Below are 17884 nucleotides of genomic sequence, written 5' to 3'. Positions count from 1 at the left end.
ACGGCGGCCTCGGCCGTCCGTTGTTTGGCGGCCATACTTCAGAAATCGAAAGACATCCGATGAAACCTGTCTTGCCATTGTTCGCCTTCGCCACCCTGTTTGCTCTCCTGGGCACGCCCGCACACGCCCAGGAGGTCAAGGCCGGAGACCTCGTCATCAAGCAAGCCTGGAGCCGCGCTACGCCGAGCGGTGCAAAAATCGCCGGCGGCTATCTCACGGTCGAAAACAAGGGCAGCGCGCCGGACAAGCTCGTCGGCGGCTCGGGCGATGACATCGGCAAGGTCGAAATTCACGAGATGGCGATGAACAACGGCGTCATGACGATGCGGCCGCTCGACAAGGGCCTGCCGATCGAGCCGGGCAAGACCGTCAAGCTCGCGCCGGGCGGCTATCATCTGATGCTGATGGATCTCAAGCAGCCCTTCAAGCAGGGCGACAAGGTGCCGGTCACCCTCGAATTCGAGAAGGCGGGAAAGGTGACGTTGTCGCTCGACGTGCAGGGCGTCGGTGCGCAGGGGCCATCCGGCGGTGAAATGAAGCACGATCATTCCGGGATGAAGAAATAGCGAGCGGCTTGTGTAGATGGGGTAACGGGCCCCGGTCCGCCTTCCAGGCAAGCCGCGCTTGCTACGGCGCTGTTGGGTAGCGCGCTTCGCGCGGCGTGCCTGGAAGGCGGGCGGTCGTCCCTCACATTGATGGTGTTACGGAGTCAGAGGGATGAGCCTCGCTCCAAGCATCAGGGAGAGACGACCATGGAGTATTATGCAGGAATCGACGCGTCATTGGAATGCTCGAGCGTGTGCGTTGTCGACGCTAGTGGCAAGATCGTGCGCGAGGCCAAGGTGGCGAGCGAGCCGCAAACCCTGATCGCCTGGTTCGGTTCGCTGGGCTTCGGCCTGGAACGGATCGGCCTGGAGGCCGGACCTTTGTCGCAATGGCTGTTTGCAGCAATGAAGGCAGCCGGCCTTGCCGTGGAACTGCTGGAGACGCGGCACGTGCGGAAGGCGTTCGAGGCGATGCCGGTCAAGTCGGACCGCAACGATGCACGCGGCATCGCGCAACTGATGCGGCTGGGCTGGTTCCGGCCGGTGCATTGCAAATCGATGAGTGCGCAAGAGACTCGATCGTTGCTGACGGCACGCAAGCTGGTGCAATTGAAGCTTCTCGACGTGGAGAACAGTCTGCGCGGGATCCTGCGCGGTTTTGGCTTAAAGGTTGGCAAAACGAGCAGGCAGGAGTTCGCGGGACGGATCGAGGAACTCGTGGCGGGCCACCCGCACCTGCAGATGATCGCCAAGGCGCTGCTCGCGGTTCGGCATTTTTCGCGGCTTCCGGCCTTGTGTTTTCGCAGCCGATCCGGTTTCACTGCACCTCTTCCGGTAGCCCACTGATTCCTCGAGTTGTCCCATGCGGTTGTCGCGGTTTTTTCTACCCATCCTGAAAGAGAATCCGAAAGAGGCGGAGATCGTCTCGCATCGGCTGATGCTGCGCGCGGGCATGATGCGGCAGGAGGCGGCAGGCATTTACGCCTGGCTGCCGCTCGGCTTCCGGGTGCTGAAGAAGATCGAGCAGATCGTCCGCGAGGAACAGGACCGCGCCGGCGCCCTGGAACTGTTGATGCCGACGCTGCAGCTCGCCGACCTCTGGCGCGAGAGCGGACGCTACGACGCCTACGGCCCGGAGATGCTGCGCATCAGCGACCGCCACAAGCGCGAGTTGCTGTATGGGCCGACCAATGAGGAAATGATCACCGAGATCTTTCGCGCCTACGTCAAATCCTACAGAAACCTGCCGCTCAATCTCTATCACATCCAGTGGAAGTTCCGCGACGAGCAGCGCCCGCGTTTCGGCGTGATGCGCGGCCGCGAGTTCCTGATGAAGGATGCGTACTCCTTCGATATCGACGAGGCAGCGGCGCGCCGGTCCTACAACCGGATGTTCGTCGCTTACCTGCGCACCTTCGCGCGGATGGGATTGAAGGCGATCCCGATGCGCGCCGAGACCGGGCCGATCGGTGGCGACCTCAGCCACGAATTCATTGTGCTGGCGGAAACCGGTGAGTCCGGCGTGTTCTGCAACAGCGATGTGCTGAACCTGCCGATTCCGCCCGACGATGTCGATTACGACGGCGATCTGACCCCGATCATCAAGCAATGGACGTCGGTCTATGCTGCGACCGAGGACGTCCACGACGCCGCTCGTTACGAGCGCGAAGTGCCGGCCGACAAGCGCGTCAACACGCGCGGCATCGAGGTCGGCCAGATCTTCTACTTCGGCACCAAATATTCCGATGCGATGAAGGCACTGGTGGCCGGCCCTGACGGCGTCGACGTGCCGATCCATGGCGGTTCCTACGGCGTCGGCGTGTCGCGGCTGGTCGGCGCCATCATCGAGGCCTGCCACGACGATGCCGGCATCAAATGGCCGGAGGCGGTGGCGCCGTTCACGGCCGTGATTTTGAACCTGAAGCAGGGGGACGCAGCCGTCGATGGCGCTTGCGAGAAGCTTTATCGCGAGCTTCAGGCCAAGGGTGTCGACGTGCTCTATGACGATACCGACCAGCGCGCCGGCGCGAAATTCGCGGCCGCCGACCTGATCGGCATCCCCTGGCAGATTCTGGTCGGGCCGAAGGGCCTCGCCGAGGGCAAGCTCGAGATCAAGCGGCGCAGCGACGGCTCGCGTGAGAATCTCAGTCCGGCGGAAGTGGTGGCGAAGATCGCGGGATAAGATATCCACTGCGGCCGATATGTTGGCCAATACGGCCACATTTGGCCCGAATCATGGGATTATCGAGTAATGGATGAGACCATGAACGAGACAGCCCGAACTCCGCCTTTTGCGCCCTTCGAATGGCTGCTGTCTGGGCGTTACCTGCGGGCACGTCGCAAGGAAGGCTTCATTTCCGTCATCGCCGGCTTTTCGTTCCTCGGCATCATGCTCGGCGTCGCCACGCTGATCATCGTGATGGCCGTGATGAACGGATTTCGCAAGGAACTCTTGGACAAGATCCTCGGGCTGAACGGCCACATCTTGGTGCAGCCCTTGGAATCGCCGCTAACCGACTGGAAGGACGTCGCCGAGCGCATCAGCCAGGTCGATGGCATCCGCCTTGCCGCGCCGGTCGTGGACGGCCAGGCGCTGGCGTCCTCGGCCTTCAACGCCGCCGGTGTGCTGGTACGCGGCATGCGCGCTGCGGACCTGAACAACCTCACTTCGATCGCCAAGAACATCAAGCAAGGCACGATGGAGGGATTTGACGAGGGGCAGGGCGTCATCATCGGACGCCGGCTCGCCGATCAATTGTCGCTGCATGCCGGCGACACCATCACGCTGGTTGCGCCCAAGGGCGCGGTGACCCCAATGGGCACGACGCCGCGCATCAAGCCTTACAAGGTCGCGGCCGTGTTCGAGATCGGCATGTCGGAATATGACGCAAGCTTCGTGTTCATGCCGCTGCCGGAGTCGCAGGCCTATTTCAACCGCAAGGACGACGTCACCGCGATCGAGGTATTCACCAGCAATCCCGATCGAATCGACGCGTTCCGCAAGAGCGTGACGGAGGCAGCCGGGCGGCCGGTGTTCCTGGTCGACTGGCGGCAGCGCAACTCGACCTTCTTCAACGCGCTTCAGGTCGAGCGCAACGTGATGTTTTTGATCCTGACCATGATCGTGCTGGTTGCCGCGCTCAACATCGTTTCGGGCCTGATCATGCTGGTCAAGGACAAGGGCCAGGACATCGCCATCCTGCGCACCATGGGTGCGTCGCAGGGCTCGATCATGCGGATATTCCTGATCACGGGCGCTGCGATCGGTGTGGTCGGCACGCTGACCGGATTTTTCGTCGGCATGCTGATCTGCCTGAATATCGAATCGATCCGGCAGTTCCTGTCCTGGATGACCAACACCGAATTGTTCTCGCCGGAACTCTATTTCCTCTCCCGGCTGCCGGCCGAGATCGATTTCGGCGAGACCACTGCGGTGGTGATCATGGCGCTGACGCTGTCGTTCCTAGCGACACTCTATCCGTCCTGGCGCGCAGCGCGCCTCGATCCCGTCGACGCGCTCCGTTATGAGTGAGGGCGCGATGGCCGAGGAGGCGGAAGATGTACCCGTTATCTATCTCCACGAGATAAAACGCGAGTACCGACAGGGCGAGGCGACGCTGACCATCCTCAACGGCGCCAAGCTTGCGCTGTGGGCGGGACAGTCGGTGGCGCTGGTGGCGCCGTCGGGATCGGGCAAGTCGACGCTGCTGCACATCGCGGGCCTGCTCGAAAGCCCCGACGATGGTGAGGTCTATGTAGCGGGCACGCCGACCTCGCAACTATCAGATATCGACCGCACCCAGATCCGGCGCTCCGACATCGGCTTCGTCTATCAATCGCATCGGCTGTTGCCGGAATTCACCGCGCTCGAAAACGTCATGCTGCCGCAGATGATCCGCGGCCTCAAACGCTCCGAGACGATCAAGCGCTCGCAGGAGATTTTGGCCTATCTCGGCCTCGGCGATCGCATCTCGCACCGTCCGGCGGAACTGTCCGGCGGCGAACAGCAGCGCGTCGCCATCGCGCGCGCGGTCGCCAATGCGCCCCGGGCGTTACTCGCCGACGAGCCGACCGGAAATCTCGATCCGCATACCGCCGATCACGTCTTCAAGGCGCTGATGCAGCTCGTGAAGGCGACGCAGGTCGCGATGCTGATCGCCACCCACAACATGGAGCTGGCCGGCCGCATGGACCGGCGGGTGTCGCTGGTCGACGGCCGGGTCGTCGAACTCGAATAACGGCGACGTCAGTAGACGTTGCGGTACCGCCTGTTGCGAGGTCCCGACGGTCCCTGAGCCTGTGCGTAATAGGGATTGACGACGCATTGCGCCGAGCGGCCCGACGCCGACATGTTGCACTGGGCCAGCGAAGTATATCTGCATTCGTAATAGCTGATCTTGCCGTACACATGCAGGCAAACCGGATAGCTGGGATCGTACGTCTGCGCTTGCGCCGGTGCAGCGGCCGAAGCTGCGCCGATTGCCAGAATTGCCAAAGCCAGAATGCGCATTTGGAAGCTCCTTGGGTTGGCGGCCGCGGGCGGTCTGCCGCAGCCCATGCAACCTTCAGTCGCTAAGCAGACGACCCACCAACGGCCGCGTCAAATCACGTTCGCGCGTTGCAAGGGCTCGCGGTCAGTAGCCGTTGCGGTAGCGCTTGTTGCGTCGTGCCGACGGTTCTTGCGATGCATGTGCGAAATACGGATTGATCTCGCATTGCGCCGAGCGGCCCGACGCCGACATGTTGCATTGAGGCAGGGAGGTATAGGCACATTCGTAGTAGTTGATCCCCCTGTTATAAACATGCAGGCAAACCGGATAGCGGGGATCGTAAGTCTGTGCCTGCGCCGGTGCCGCTCCGACTGCCAAAATTGCCAAAGCCAAAATACGCATCAGAATCTCCTTCGGGATTGGCGGCTGCGATCGGTCTGCATTTCCGCCTTGGCGTTGAAATAGGGATTCGCAGCGCAACCCGCATCTCGCCCGGAGGCGGTTGCCTGACATTGCGCGAGCGACGAAAAACTGCAATCGCCGGCACCGGCGCCGAAATCGCAGCCCTTGACGCAGTAGGGAAACTCGCGCGCCGCCGCCGGCATCGCAACCGCTGCCGACACAGCACCGGCGACCATGAGCGCCGGCAATGCCCTTCGCATGCATCCTCCGCCGCAGCGTTTGCAATCTTCAGTCGCTAAGCAGACGACTCGCCAACGTCCGCGTCAAATCACGTTCGCGCGTTGGAATGGCCGTCGGCGGGGCGCAAACAGGGCGCAACGAGCCCTCGGTGGTGGTCAGTACCTGCCGTAGCCGGGGGCGGGCGGCAGCGCGCGGCCGGGCAGCGGGCGATAGTTGGAGGGCGGCGGTTCGCTCTCGCCGACATAATAAGGATTGGCGATGCAGGTGAGAAAGCGTCCCGATGCAGTCGCCTGGCACTGCTCGTAGCTCGTGAACGTGCAGTAGCTCAGCGCCGGATACTCGTCTCCCTGAAGGCAGAACGGATATCGAGTGCCGACCGCTTCGGCAGGCGCAGCGCCGATAGCTGTCAATCCGATCGCGGTCAGCACAGCCAGAATCGCTCTACGCATTTCGAATCTCCCTCACGGCGCATCGGCACTTCGCGTTCCATTCTGATCGACACAAGCCGCAGCTCTGCAATCCCGTCAAGCCAATCCGCCTTGCAATACCGCCGCAAAACTAAAATGTGAATTTTTTGCGGCGAGGCTCGGCGCAATGTTTCAAAAGATGCCTGCAGGACAACATTAACTTACGTTCACACTGAGGCCGTTTGATGTGCGTTGTTGCAGTGAGGTTACAGCAATTCGAGCTGACGATGCTATGAGCATGCCACGGCCTTGGGGGCTGTCAAAAAAGGAACGGGAATAAGAATGAAGAAGGTTTTGCTTGTTACGGCCAGTCTGATCGCGCTCGGCGCGGCTGCGCCGGCTGTTGCTGCTGATCTCGCTGCGCGCCCTTACACCAAGGCGCCCCCGATGGTCGCTGCTGTGTATGATTGGACCGGATTCTACATCGGTGCGAACGGCGGCTATGGCACGAGCCGCAATAGCTGGAATCTCCTGCCGGGCGTTGGCACTTTCGGCGAAGGCTCCCATGACGCGGACGGCGGCACGATCGGTGGCCAGATCGGCTATCGCTGGCAGGCTGGCACCTGGGTGTTCGGCGTTGAAGCGCAGGGCAACTGGGCCGACTTCCAGGGCAGCAACCTCAGCCTGCTCGATCCCACGGTTCGCAACGAATCGCGGGTGAATGCGTTCGGCCTGTTCACTGGTCAGGTTGGTTATGCCGTCAACAACGTCCTGCTCTACGTCAAGGGCGGTGCGGCTGTGACCTCGAACGAGTATCGCAGGTTCGACGTTCCTACCGGCGCACTGCTGGCTACGACCAATGACGACACCCGCTGGGGCGGCGTGGTCGGCGCAGGCCTCGAATACGGCTTCGCCCCGAACTGGTCGGTCGGCGTCGAGTACAATCACCTGTTCATGCAGGACCGTACCTACGCCTTCACCACGCCGGGTGGCGCGTTCGCCGGCAATGTTCGCATCGACCAGGACGTCGATCTCGTCACCGCCCGCATCAACTATCGCTTCGGCGGCCCGGCCGTCACGAGGTACTGATCTCGCGCGCGACCTGCGACCAACATCGAAGCCCCGGGACCTTCCCGGGGCTTTTTTTATTGGTGTGGCGCGCCGGTTAACCAAGCCGGAATTGTCGTAAGACGCGCCGTGAGACGGACTTGACTCCAAGAACAAAAAAGGAACAATGTTCCTCATATGTTCTTTGACCGTGGGAGTCGGATCATGTTGCGGATGTTCGTGGAAGAGGCGGCGGCGCTGGCGTCGATTACGCTGTTTGTCGGGATGATCGCGGTGTGGGCGCAGGTGATCCCGCAGCTTTGAGGCGGGGCGGAGAACCGGCCCGATTCGGCTTGCGACGGGCTGGGGAAAAGCCGGATGGCGGGTGCGCAAGCGGCGTTCCGCGTGGACTCCGTCCGGCCAAGGCATCACCATTGCGGCGGCGAGTCGGCGCGCACCCAGCGGCCGATGATCGCTCCTAACCATATGCGAGAGCCTGTTAAGCGACCATGTCCAGTGCCGGATTCGTTCATCTCCACGTTCATTCGGCCTATTCGCTGCTGAAGGGCTCCATCAAGATCGCCAAACTCGGCGAACTGGCGAAAGCCGATCGCCAGCCGGCGCTGGCGCTGACCGACACCGACAACATGTTCGGAGCGCTGGAATTCTCCGACAAGATGGCTGGCTACGGCATCCAGCCGATCGTCGGCTGCGAGCTCGCCGTCGATTTCGGCGACCAAGATCCCAACGCCCGCAATTCGCTGGCTGCCACGCCGTCGCGAATCGTACTGCTGGCGGCGCGCGAGCGCGGTTACCGCAGCCTGATGCGGCTGAACTCGCGGGCGTTTCTGGAAACACCGGTCCATCAATCCCCGCACATCAAGCTCGAATGGCTGAAGGGCGATGCCGAGGATTTGATCGCGCTGACCGGCGGCCCCGACGGTCCGATTTCGCTGGCGCTCAACGCCGATCACACAGCGCTTGCAGCCGCGCGTATCGACCGGCTGGCGGGCCTGTTCGGCGATCGCCTCTATGTCGAATTGCAGCGCCATGGCATCGACAAGGAGCGTCGCGTCGAGGCCGGCCTGATCGATCTCGCTTACGCCAAGGGCCTGCCGCTGGTCGCGACCAACGAGCCATATTTCGCATCGAACGACGATTACGAGGCCCATGATGCGTTGTTGTGCATCGCTGGCGGCAAGCTGATCGCCGAGACCGACCGCGAGCTGCTCACCCCTGATCACCGCTTCAAGACCCGCGCCGAAATGGCGGTGCTGTTTGCCGACATTCCGGAAGCGCTGGCCTCCACGATCGAGATCGCCGAACGCTGCTCGTTTCGGCCGAAGACAAGAAAACCGATCCTGCCGCGTTTCACCGTCGGCGCCGATTCGGGCTCCGACGCGGCAACCGAAGAAGCCGTGGAGCTGAAGCGTCAGGCCGAGGCGGGGCTCGCACGGCGTCTCCAGGTTCATGGCCTGTCGCCCGGCGCGACGGAAGAGGAATACCAGAAGCGTCTCGCCTTCGAAATCGACGTCATCAACCGCATGAACTATGCGGGCTACTTTCTGATCGTCTCGGACTTCATCAAATGGGCCAAGGCCCACGACATTCCGGTCGGTCCGGGCCGCGGCTCCGGCGCCGGCTCGCTGGTCGCGTACGCGCTCACCATCACCGACCTCGATCCCATTCGCTTTGGGCTGCTGTTCGAGCGCTTCCTCAACCCCGAACGCGTCTCGATGCCGGACTTCGACATCGACTTCTGCCAGGACCGCCGCGGCGAGGTGATCGACTACGTGCAGCAGCGCTATGGCCGCGATCAGGTGGCGCAGATCATCACCTTCGGAACGCTGCAGGCGCGCGGCGTGCTGCGCGACGTCGGCCGCGTGCTGCAGATGCCCTACGGCCAAGTCGATAAGCTGACAAAACTTGTGCCGCAAAATCCTGCCGCGCCGGTGACGTTGGCGCAGGCGATCGAGGGTGAACCGAAGCTGCAGGCGTTCCGCGACGAGGACCCGGTGGTCGCGCGCGCCTTTGACATCGCCCAGCGCCTCGAAGGACTGACGCGCCACGCCTCGACCCACGCTGCCGGCATCGTGATCGGCGACCGACCTTTAAGCGAACTGGTGCCGCTCTATCGCGATCCCAAGTCCGACATGCCGGTGACCCAGTTCAACATGAAATGGGTCGAGCCGGCCGGGCTCGTGAAGTTCGACTTCCTCGGCCTGAAGACGCTGACCGTGCTTGACGTCGCGGTGAAACTGCTCAAACAGCGCAACATCCATGTCGACCTGGCGACGCTGCCGATCGATGATGCGCCGAGTTACCAGATGCTGGCGCGGGGCGATGTGGTCGGCGTGTTCCAGGTGGAAAGCCAGGGCATGCGGCGCGCGCTGATCGACATGCGCCCCGACCGGTTCGAGGACATCATCGCGCTGGTGGCGCTCTATCGCCCGGGTCCGATGGCCAACATCCCGACCTATTGCGCGCGCAAGCACGGCGACGAGGAGCCGGAATATCTGCATCCGATCCTGGAGCCGATCCTGAAAGAGACGTTCGGCGTCATCATCTACCAGGAACAGGTGATGCAGATCGCGCAGGTGATGGCCGGCTATTCGCTCGGCGACGCCGACCTGCTGCGCCGCGCGATGGGCAAGAAGATCCGCGCCGAGATGGAGAAGCAGCGAGCGATCTTCGTTGCCGGCGCCGTCAAGAACGGCGTGCCGAAAGGGCAGGCGGACACGATCTTCGAACTGCTCGCCAAATTCGCCGACTACGGCTTCAACAAGAGCCACGCCGCGGCTTACGCGCTGGTGTCCTACCACACCGCCTACATGAAGGCGCATTACCCGGTGGAGTTTCTGGCGGCGTCGATGACGCTCGAACTCAACAACACCGATAAGCTCTCGGAGTTTCGCGCCGAGGCGCAGCGGCTCGGCATCAAGGTCGAGGCACCGAACATCAACCGCTCGGGCGCCACCTTCGAGGTTGGCGAGAAAACCATCTACTATGCGCTGGCGGCGCTGAAGGGCGTCGGCCTGCAGGCGGTCGAGCAGATCGTGGAGGAGCGCAAGAAGGGCGCCTTCACCTCGCTTGCGGACTTCGCCGCCCGCGTCAATCCGCGCGCGATCAACAAGCGCATCATCGAAAGCCTCGCCGCGGCCGGCGCATTCGACACGCTGGAGTCGAACCGCGCCCATGTCTTTGCCGGGGCGGACGCGATTCTCGCTGCCTGCCAGCGCAGCCACGAAGCCGCGACGATCGGTCAGAACGACATGTTCGGCAATGCTGCCGACGCGCCGACCATCATGCTGCCGCAGATCGAGCCCTGGTTGCCGGCCGAAAAACTCCGCCGCGAATACGATGCCGTCGGCTTCTTCCTGTCTGGCCATCCGCTCGACGACTACGCCACCGTGTTGAAGCGGCTGCGGGTGCAGTCCTGGGCGGAATTCTCGCGTGCCGTGAAGACCGGTGCGACGGCGGGCAGAGTTGCAGCCACTGTGGTGTCGCGCATGGAGCGCCGCACCAAGACCGGCAACAAGATGGGCATCATGGGCCTGTCGGATCCGACCGGACATTTCGAGGCCGTGCTGTTTTCTGAAGGCCTGGCGCAATACCGCGATGTGCTGGAGCCGGGGGCGGCCGTATTGCTGCAGCTCGGCGCCGAGTTGCAGGGCGAAGACGTGCGCGCGCGGGTGCTGCATGCCGAGCCGCTGGATGACGCAGCGGCCAAAACCCAGAAGGGCCTGCGGATTTTCGTTCGCGACACCAAACCGCTGGATTCGATTGCACGACGGCTCAACATGCCGGAAGCATCGGCGCAAAACGGTTCGGCCAAGGGCCTGCCGGCGAAGCCGGCGCCCGCGCCGTCGGGGGGCGCCGATGGCGACGTCTCGCTCGTCATCATGCTCGATCTGCAGACCGAGGTGGAGATGAAGCTGCCGGGCCGCTTCAAGGTCTCGCCGCAGATCGCCGGTGCGATCAAGGCGGTGGCCGGCGTGGTGGATGTGCAGACGCTGTAGGCGGGCCGGAGCGGCGCGGATAGCGCTTGGCTGAGACGATATACTGCCAATTTGTGTCAGCATCATCGCCGTGATGGCCGCGGCCCCCTGCAGCTTGACGCGAGATAGACCAAGGTCGCCCTCGTTTGATCCAGATCAATTCGCTATGTCACGCCCGCCGGGTAGGGTTGCATTCCGGGAGGATGGAGCGTGGCGCAGACCACCAAACACCATGCCGATCAGGTGCAGGCGACAGTCGCGCATGGCTCGGCTGCCACGTCAGCTGTGGTTGCTTCCTGGCGCCGGTCGTCGAATTTTCATCGCCTCGACCCCGCCGAATGCAATCTGCCGCGCCGATTGAGCCGGGCCGAATTCGAATTGGCGCGCCGGCAGATCGAGCCGCTGGTTCGCGCCGCGCAATCCAATCTCGACCGGCTGTTTCTTGCCGTCGGCGGCGTCGGCTGTTGCGTGCTGCTGGCTGATCGCGACGGCGTGCCTGTCGACCGGCGCGGCGCCGCGTCCGACGACGAGACGTTCAGGGCGTGGGGTTTGTGGACCGGGACGGTCTGGAGCGAGGAGTGTGAGGGCACCAACGGCATCGGAACGTGTCTGGCCGAGCAGCGCGCGCTCACCGTCCATCGCGACCAGCATTTCTACGCGCGCAACACACTTTTGAGCTGCACGTCGGCGCCGATCTACGACCACGAGGGCAGGCTGGCTGCCGCGCTCGACGTGTCTTCCTGCCGCGCCGACCTCACGGAAGGGTTCGTCAATTTGATTGCGGTGGCGGTCAGCGATGCCGCCCGCCGGATCGAGACGGAGAATTTCCGGCTGGCGTTTCCGAACGCCCGCTTCCTGTTTGCGCCCGACATCAATCGCGGCGGCGGCGGGCTGATCGCGGTCGATGCCGATGACCTCGTCATCGGTGCAACGCGTTCGGCGCGGCTGGCGCTCGGCGTGACGCGGGATTTTCTGAAGAAGCCGTTGCCGGCGGCGGACCTGCTCGGCGGCGCGTCCAGTCCGGCTCGCGATCTCGACCAGGCCGAGCGGGCGGCCGTGCAACGGGCGCTGGCGCGCAGCGGCGGCAACGTTTCGGCCGCCGCCGAGGCGCTCGGCATCAGCCGCGCGACCCTGCACCGGAAGCTGCGGCGCCTCGACCTCCATCGCGCTCACTAAAGATTCTCCCGTTCGACTGTCGCAGTTCTGCGACACACGCCCCCGCGATCCGGTTTCGGTGGGCAGACAGCAAAACCGGCCTTCGCCATGGTTTTTTCCGAGCGCCGCATTCAGCGACGCCATAGCGAGGAACAGCCATGAACAAGGTTGAATTTTCACGAACTGCGAAGGCCCCGTTCGAAAGGCGATACGGGAACTACATCAACGGAAAATGGGCCGAGCCGCGCTCGGGCCGCTATTTCGAGAATTTCTCGCCGGTCAACGGCCGGCTGCTTTGCGAGGTCGCGCGCTCTGACGACAAGGACATCGAAGATGCGCTCGACGCGGCGCACGCTGCCAAGGAAGCCTGGGGCCGCACCAGCGTCGCGGAACGCGCGCTGATCCTGAACTGTATCGCCGATCGCATGGAGGAAAACCTCGATCTGCTTGCGCTCGCCGAAACCTGGGACAACGGCAAGCCGATCCGCGAGACCACCGCTGCCGACATTCCGCTCGCCATCGACCATTTCCGCTACTTCGCCGGCGCCATCCGCGCCCAGGAAGGCAGCCTATCCGAAATCGATCACGATACCGTCGCCTATCATTTCCACGAGCCGCTCGGCGTCGTCGGCCAGATCATTCCCTGGAACTTCCCGCTGCTGATGGCGTGCTGGAAACTCGCGCCGGCGTTGGCTGCCGGAAACTGCGTCGTGCTGAAGCCGGCCGAACAGACCCCGGCGGCGATCATGGTGTGGGCAGGCTTGATCGGCGACCTCTTGCCGCCCGGCGTGCTCAATATCGTCAACGGCTTCGGCCTAGAGGCCGGCAAGCCACTGGCCTCATCGCCGCGCATTTCCAAGATTGCCTTCACCGGGGAAACATCGACGGGCCGGCTGATCATGCAATATGCCAGCCAGAACCTCATTCCGGTGACGCTCGAACTCGGCGGCAAGTCGCCCAACATCTTCTTCAAGGACGTCACTGCCGAGGATGACGAGTTCTTCGACAAGGCGATCGAAGGCTTCGTCATGTTCGCGTTCAACCAGGGCGAAGTCTGCACCTGTCCGAGCCGCGCGCTGATCCATGAATCGATCTTCGACCGCTTCATGGAGCGGGCGTTGAAGCGGGTCGAGGCGATCGTGCAGGGCGACCCGCTCGATCCAGCGACCATGATCGGCGCGCAGGCATCTTCCGAGCAACTGCACAAGATCCTGTCCTATATCGATATCGGCCGCGGGGAGGGGGCGCAGGTGCTAACCGGCGGGGCGCGCAACGAACTGCCGGGCGACCTCGCCGGCGGCTTCTACGTCAAGCCGACGGTGTTCAAGGGCAACAACAAGATGCGCATCTTCCAGGAAGAGATCTTCGGACCGGTCGTTTCGGTCACGACCTTCAAGGATGACGACGAAGCGCTCGCGATCGCCAACGACACGCTCTATGGTCTCGGCGCCGGCATCTGGAGCCGCGATGGGAGCCGGCTCTACCGCTTCGGCCGCGCCATCCAGGCGGGCCGCGTCTGGACCAATTGCTATCACGCCTATCCGGCACATGCCGCATTCGGCGGTTACAAGCAATCGGGTGTCGGCCGCGAGACCCACAAGATGATGCTGGACCACTACCAGCAGACCAAGAACCTCTTGGTCAGCTACAGCCCGAAGAAGCTCGGCTTCTTCTGACATCCTTCTGACTTGGGCGACGGCGTTGCGCGGGGCACTTCAAACCCGCGCAACGACGTTTCGCGAATTCAAGAAGTTGTCATTGCCTTTTTCGATGCCGACCTACCCGAAACCGTCATATAATCGAGTCGAGGGGGAACTGTGCTGCATCACGGGAGTATTACCTGAAATCGCAGTTACGGAGGTCCGCCATGAAAGTCAAAGACGCGATGCACAAGGGCGTCGACTGGGTCAACCCCGATACGCCTATCACCGAAGTCGCGAAACTGATGCGAGAACATGACATCGGCTGCATTCCGATCGGAGAGGACGACCACCTGGTCGGGATGGTCACCGATCGCGACATCGTCTGCAAAGGGCTTGCGGACGGCAAGTTCGACCCCAGCCGTGCGAAGGCGCGCGACGTGATGACCGAAGGCATCCATTGCTGCCGCGAGGACGATGACCTTGCCAAGGCCGTCCATCACATGGAGACGCTGCAGGTCCGCAGGTTGCCGGTGATCAACAAGAGCAAGCGAATGGTCGGCATGATCAGCCTGGGCGACGTCAGCCGTTCGGCGCCCAATGATTTGCTGGCCGGATGCGTGAAGAGCGTTGCCGCCCATCACTGACGCGCGGCAGCCCTCGCGCTAACGGGTACAGCCCGCGTCGAAATCGACGCGGGCGTCGGCATGATCGAGCGGCCTCAATCGTGCGTGCTGAAGTGGCCGCGCCAGGCCTTGGCGTTAAGTCGCGCGAATTGCTCGCCGTCCATGCGGATCAGCGTCGCATGATCGCCGGCCTCCATGTAGATATCCCGTCGCGGGTCGATGCTGTCGTCGACGATGACGTCGAGCCCATAGCACTCGCCAACCGGCGGGATCGCTCCAATGTCGCAGTCGACAAACAGCTCCGCGATCTCTTTTTCGCTCGCCAGGTCGACCTTGTGGCCGAGCTGACTTTTCAGGGTCGACAGATGCAGGTGATGGGAGGCCGGAAGAACGGCCATCATGTAGCCGCCGTCGCGGCGCAGCACGACGGCCTTGGCCAGCGCATCGCCCGGCACGTGGCAGGCTTCTGCTGTGCGCGTCGATGACTTCGTGGGGGCATGAGGGATCACGTCGTAGGTGACGCTTTGATCCAGGTATTTTTGCAGGGTTGGGGCGACGGTCATGACGATTTCCTCCATTGCATGGGCATTCCGCACACCGGGAGGAACTCGCGCAGTCGCCTCACGATGCGGGCGAACACGATTAGGGTGGAAGGATACGCCCGCCGGGCGGCCGCGACAATGCGAATCTCCGTGCCGGAACCGGGCGGCGCGGGCGTTCGGGCTCGATTTGACTTGCAGCATGCCTTGCTGAGAGCGCATTTGTTCAAGAAAGGTTCAGCTTAACGCGCGTCTCATACAGCGCGGGCGGAGACAGGGTGGGATCCCATGCAGGTAGTAAGAAGTTTGTCGATCCTCTCGGTGTGTCTCGTCGCGATGTCCGGTCTGGCCGGTCATTTGACCTCCGCCGCTGCGCAACAGCAGGAAAAGCGCATCGCGCTGGTGGTCGGCAATGCCGCCTATGCGAAATCGCCGCTGGCAACCGCGGCCAACGATGCCGGCCTGATCGCCCAAACCTTGCAGGCGGCGGGATTCGACGTGATCGGCGCCCGCGACCTCGATGGCGACACGCTGCGCAAGAGTTTCCGCGACTTCATCCAGAAGGCCGAAAGCTCGGGGCCGGACACGGTCGCGATGGTCTATCTGGCCGGTTACGGGCTGCAATTGGCCGGCGAGAACTATTTCGTGCCGGTCGATTCCGCGATCAACCGGGATACCGATGTTCCGACCGAGGCGTTGCGGACCGGCGACTACATCCGCCAACTCGCCTCGCTCCCGTTGAAGGCCGGAATCGTCGTGCTGGACGCGGCGCGGCAGCAGCCGTTCGTCGAGGGACAGATCGCAAGCGGTCTCGCTCTGGTCGAGGCCGACCCGCATATGCTGATCGCGTTCAACGCGGCGCCCGGGACGGTAGCGCCTGCCGAGCAAGGACCGTACGGCATCTACGCCCAATCGCTGGCCGAGATGATCCGGACCGGTGGATTGCCGCTGCCGGAGGTTTTCAATCGCGTCCGGCTTCGCGTCAACGAAGCCAGCAAGGGCGCGCAGGTGCCCTGGGACAGCCAGAAGGTCGACGCTAGCTTCACGTTCTTTGAGCGCTCACCGGATGCGCCCGCCCCGGCGCCGCCGGATCAGGTCGCCGCCATCCGCAGCAAACCGATCCGTGATCTCGGCGCGCAAGATGCTTACACCGCGGCGCTGGAGCGCGACACGCTGCCGGCCTATGAGGATTTTCTCGCCGCCTATCCCGACGATCCCATGGCGAAGCGGGTGAGGGCGATCGCTGCGGCGCGGCGCGAAGCGATCACCTGGCGCCGCACCTACCGCGCCGACACCCCGAACGCCTATTGGTCGTATCTGCAACGCTACCCGCGCGGGCCTCATGCGGCCGACGCGCGCCGCCGGCTGGTCATTCTCACTGCGCCGGTCGAGCCGCCGCCGACATTCGATGTGATCGATTACGACGTGCCGCCGCCGCCGCCGGACGAGATCATCTATGTCGATCGTCCCGTGCTGGTGTTCAGCGATCCCGAGTTCGATTTTGTCCCGCCGCCACCGGCGCCGGTCTACTACCTGCCGCCGCCGCCGGATGATTTCGTGGTGCTGGAGCCGCCACCGCCGCCGATCGGGCTGTTCATCCTGCCGCAACCGATCTTTGTGCCGATACCGGTCTATGTGAGGCCGCCGCGCTATGTCGCGCCGCCGCCGAACAACATCATCTTTGCCAACATCCACAACCGGGCCGTGATCAACAACGTCATCAACAGGCCGCAGCCCACTTTGCCTGCGGCGGGACTTGGCGACAGGGGACGTCCCGGCTCCCCGGCGGCGAGGGTGGTTGCGCCGGGCCAGGTTGGTGGCGCCACACCTACGCTGCCGCCTGCCGTGGCGCAACGGGCCACCTTGATCCAGCAGGGCAAGGCGCCGGTGCCGCCAAGCGCCGCGATCAATCCTGCCGTGAGGACCGGTTTGCCCGCAGCTCCCGCCGGGCAGACCGGACGGCCGGGCGCGGTGCAGCCGGCGAACGCACCAGCCGCGCTGCCGTCGACACAGACCCCGCCGAGAACCAACGCCCTGCCGGTTCCGGGCGCCAGGGGCGCGCCAGCCGCGCCCCCGAGCGCCGCCGTCAATCCGAACGCAAGGCCAGCGCCGGGTGCGTTGCGCCCGGGAACAGCGGCGCCCACTGCACCCGGCGCAGTCGGTGCGCGGCCGGCCGTTGGCGCGACGGCTCCCGCGGCTCCGGCAGGCCGGCAGCCCGCGGTTGCGCCGCCACCCAGCGCCGCCGCGCCATCAAGGCCGGCTGCTGCGGTGGCGCCAAAACCTCAACTACAACCTGAGCTGCGGCGTGGCACGCCACCGTCTGCGGCGCATGTGGCAAGGCCCCCGCCACCGCCGGCAGCGCGAGTAGCCCCGGCATCGCCCCCGCCCAGGATGGCCGCGCCGCCTCCACCAGCGAGGATGGCCGCACCGTCGCCTCCACCCAGGATGGCTGCGCCGCCGGCCCCGCCGCCGCGCATGGCCGCACCCCCACCGCCGCCGCCGCGGATGGCCGCGCCGCCACCGCCTCCACCGAGGATGGCCGCGCCGCCACCGCCTCCGCCGAGGATGGCTGCGCCGCCACCGCCTCCACCAAGGATGGCCGCACCACCCCCGGCACCCGCGCGTGTGGCCGCACCACCGCCGATGGCTGCACCGCGTGCGGCGCCGGCTCCGGCGGCCGCGGCCAGGGGGTGCCTGCCGGGCCGATGCTGATCGTTAGCCGGCCAGATCCCGGGTCTGGCCGGAGCGGCCCTAAATCGCTGATCTGGAAGACCGAAAAACCGGCCGTATTTCCT

General features: G+C 64.0%; 15 protein-coding genes and 1 pseudogene. 11 read left to right on the top strand and 5 right to left on the bottom strand.

The features are described 5' to 3' along the window. Positions 1-59 precede the first annotated feature (59 nt). The 5 genes and pseudogenes from V1290_RS03085 (at position 60) to V1290_RS03065 (ending at position 4783) form a co-directional block, all read left to right on the top strand. A complete protein-coding gene (locus V1290_RS03085) occupies positions 60-566 on the top strand; it encodes a copper chaperone PCu(A)C (RefSeq protein WP_334362960.1) in 507 nt (168 codons plus the stop codon). 186 nt (positions 567-752) lie between these two features. Further along, positions 753-1316 (top strand): annotated as a pseudogene (locus V1290_RS03080) (IS110 family transposase); the annotation flags it as partial. Between the two features lie 91 nt (positions 1317-1407). Further along, the gene (gene proS, locus V1290_RS03075) at positions 1408-2727 is read left to right on the top strand and encodes a proline--tRNA ligase (RefSeq protein WP_334362959.1); all 1320 of its coding nucleotides are present in this window, start codon (positions 1408-1410) and stop codon (positions 2725-2727) included. 69 nt (positions 2728-2796) lie between these two features. Continuing rightward, positions 2797-4077: a lipoprotein-releasing ABC transporter permease subunit gene (locus tag V1290_RS03070; protein WP_334362958.1), complete on the top strand. Its 1281-nt coding sequence runs from the start codon at positions 2797-2799 to the stop codon at positions 4075-4077. A gap of 7 nt (positions 4078-4084) precedes the next feature. Then, positions 4085-4783 (top strand): ABC transporter ATP-binding protein, encoded by a 699-nt coding sequence (locus V1290_RS03065; protein ID WP_334362956.1) that lies wholly within the window; start codon positions 4085-4087, stop codon positions 4781-4783. Positions 4784-4791: 8 nt separating this feature from the next. Here V1290_RS03065 and V1290_RS03060 read toward each other — a convergent pair whose 3' ends face one another. The 4 genes from V1290_RS03060 to V1290_RS03045 all read right to left on the bottom strand — a co-directional run bounded on the left by V1290_RS03060 (position 4792) and on the right by V1290_RS03045 (position 6126). Further along, positions 4792-5055, bottom strand: a complete 264-nt coding sequence (locus tag V1290_RS03060; protein ID WP_334362955.1) for a DUF3551 domain-containing protein — start codon at positions 5053-5055, stop codon at positions 4792-4794. A 124-nt stretch (positions 5056-5179) separates the two neighbouring features. Then, a complete protein-coding gene (locus V1290_RS03055) occupies positions 5180-5437 on the bottom strand; it encodes a DUF3551 domain-containing protein (protein WP_334362953.1) in 258 nt (85 codons plus the stop codon). Further along, the gene (locus tag V1290_RS03050) at positions 5437-5697 is read right to left on the bottom strand and encodes a DUF3551 domain-containing protein (protein ID WP_334362952.1); all 261 of its coding nucleotides are present in this window, start codon (positions 5695-5697) and stop codon (positions 5437-5439) included. The genes V1290_RS03055 and V1290_RS03050 overlap by 1 nt, the downstream gene beginning before the upstream one ends. A 135-nt stretch (positions 5698-5832) precedes the next feature. After that, positions 5833-6126, bottom strand: coding sequence for a DUF3551 domain-containing protein (locus V1290_RS03045; protein WP_334362951.1), 294 nt, complete (start codon positions 6124-6126; stop codon positions 5833-5835). Between the two features lie 300 nt (positions 6127-6426). Between V1290_RS03045 and V1290_RS03040 the strand changes: the two genes are divergently transcribed. The 5 genes from V1290_RS03040 to V1290_RS03020 all read left to right on the top strand — a co-directional run bounded on the left by V1290_RS03040 (position 6427) and on the right by V1290_RS03020 (position 14571). Beyond that, on the top strand, positions 6427-7173 hold the full coding sequence (locus V1290_RS03040; RefSeq protein ID WP_334362950.1) for an outer membrane protein: 747 nt from the start codon (positions 6427-6429) through the stop codon (positions 7171-7173). Positions 7174-7640: 467 nt separating this feature from the next. Beyond that, the gene (dnaE, locus tag V1290_RS03035) at positions 7641-11150 is read left to right on the top strand and encodes a DNA polymerase III subunit alpha (protein ID WP_334362949.1); all 3510 of its coding nucleotides are present in this window, start codon (positions 7641-7643) and stop codon (positions 11148-11150) included. A 189-nt stretch (positions 11151-11339) separates the two neighbouring features. After that, positions 11340-12305, top strand: a complete 966-nt coding sequence (locus tag V1290_RS03030; RefSeq protein WP_334362948.1) for a helix-turn-helix domain-containing protein — start codon at positions 11340-11342, stop codon at positions 12303-12305. 137 nt (positions 12306-12442) lie between these two features. Beyond that, entirely contained in the window at positions 12443-13960 is a 1518-nt protein-coding gene (adh, locus tag V1290_RS03025; protein WP_334362946.1) for an aldehyde dehydrogenase, read from the top strand. A 191-nt stretch (positions 13961-14151) separates the two neighbouring features. Further along, positions 14152-14571 (top strand): CBS domain-containing protein, encoded by a 420-nt coding sequence (locus V1290_RS03020; protein WP_334362945.1) that lies wholly within the window; start codon positions 14152-14154, stop codon positions 14569-14571. A 74-nt stretch (positions 14572-14645) separates the two neighbouring features. On the opposite strand, the gene V1290_RS03015 is transcribed toward V1290_RS03020, so the two are convergent. Next, entirely contained in the window at positions 14646-15113 is a 468-nt protein-coding gene (locus V1290_RS03015; RefSeq protein ID WP_028345827.1) for an aminoacyl-tRNA deacylase, read from the bottom strand. A 264-nt stretch (positions 15114-15377) separates the two neighbouring features. On the opposite strand from V1290_RS03015, the gene V1290_RS03010 reads away from it, so the two are divergent. Further along, a complete protein-coding gene (locus V1290_RS03010) occupies positions 15378-17801 on the top strand; it encodes a caspase family protein (protein ID WP_334362942.1) in 2424 nt (807 codons plus the stop codon). The last annotated feature ends 83 nt before the right edge of the window (positions 17802-17884 follow it).

The sequence above is a fragment of the Bradyrhizobium sp. AZCC 1578 genome (assembly GCF_036924675.1).
In the GTDB taxonomy this organism is placed as follows: Bacteria; Pseudomonadota; Alphaproteobacteria; order Rhizobiales; family Xanthobacteraceae; genus Bradyrhizobium.
This window is presented reverse-complemented; position numbering and strand designations above follow the sequence as displayed.

Coding starts and splice junctions, on each gene's coding strand:
- V1290_RS03020 (WP_334362945.1), top strand. CDS start 14,152: ATGAAAGTCAAAGACGCGATGCACAAGGGCGTCGACTGGGTCAACCCC.
- adh (WP_334362946.1), top strand. CDS start 12,443: ATGAACAAGGTTGAATTTTCACGAACTGCGAAGGCCCCGTTCGAAAGG.
- V1290_RS03060 (WP_334362955.1), bottom strand. CDS start 5,055: ATGCGCATTCTGGCTTTGGCAATTCTGGCAATCGGCGCAGCTTCGGCC.
- V1290_RS03070 (WP_334362958.1), top strand. CDS start 2,797: ATGGATGAGACCATGAACGAGACAGCCCGAACTCCGCCTTTTGCGCCC.
- V1290_RS03085 (WP_334362960.1), top strand. CDS start 60: ATGAAACCTGTCTTGCCATTGTTCGCCTTCGCCACCCTGTTTGCTCTC.
- dnaE (WP_334362949.1), top strand. CDS start 7,641: ATGTCCAGTGCCGGATTCGTTCATCTCCACGTTCATTCGGCCTATTCG.
- V1290_RS03010 (WP_334362942.1), top strand. CDS start 15,378: ATGCAGGTAGTAAGAAGTTTGTCGATCCTCTCGGTGTGTCTCGTCGCG.
- proS (WP_334362959.1), top strand. CDS start 1,408: ATGCGGTTGTCGCGGTTTTTTCTACCCATCCTGAAAGAGAATCCGAAA.
- V1290_RS03055 (WP_334362953.1), bottom strand. CDS start 5,437: ATGCGTATTTTGGCTTTGGCAATTTTGGCAGTCGGAGCGGCACCGGCG.
- V1290_RS03045 (WP_334362951.1), bottom strand. CDS start 6,126: ATGCGTAGAGCGATTCTGGCTGTGCTGACCGCGATCGGATTGACAGCT.
- V1290_RS03065 (WP_334362956.1), top strand. CDS start 4,085: ATGGCCGAGGAGGCGGAAGATGTACCCGTTATCTATCTCCACGAGATA.
- V1290_RS03040 (WP_334362950.1), top strand. CDS start 6,427: ATGAAGAAGGTTTTGCTTGTTACGGCCAGTCTGATCGCGCTCGGCGCG.
- V1290_RS03050 (WP_334362952.1), bottom strand. CDS start 5,697: ATGCGAAGGGCATTGCCGGCGCTCATGGTCGCCGGTGCTGTGTCGGCA.
- V1290_RS03015 (WP_028345827.1), bottom strand. CDS start 15,113: ATGACCGTCGCCCCAACCCTGCAAAAATACCTGGATCAAAGCGTCACC.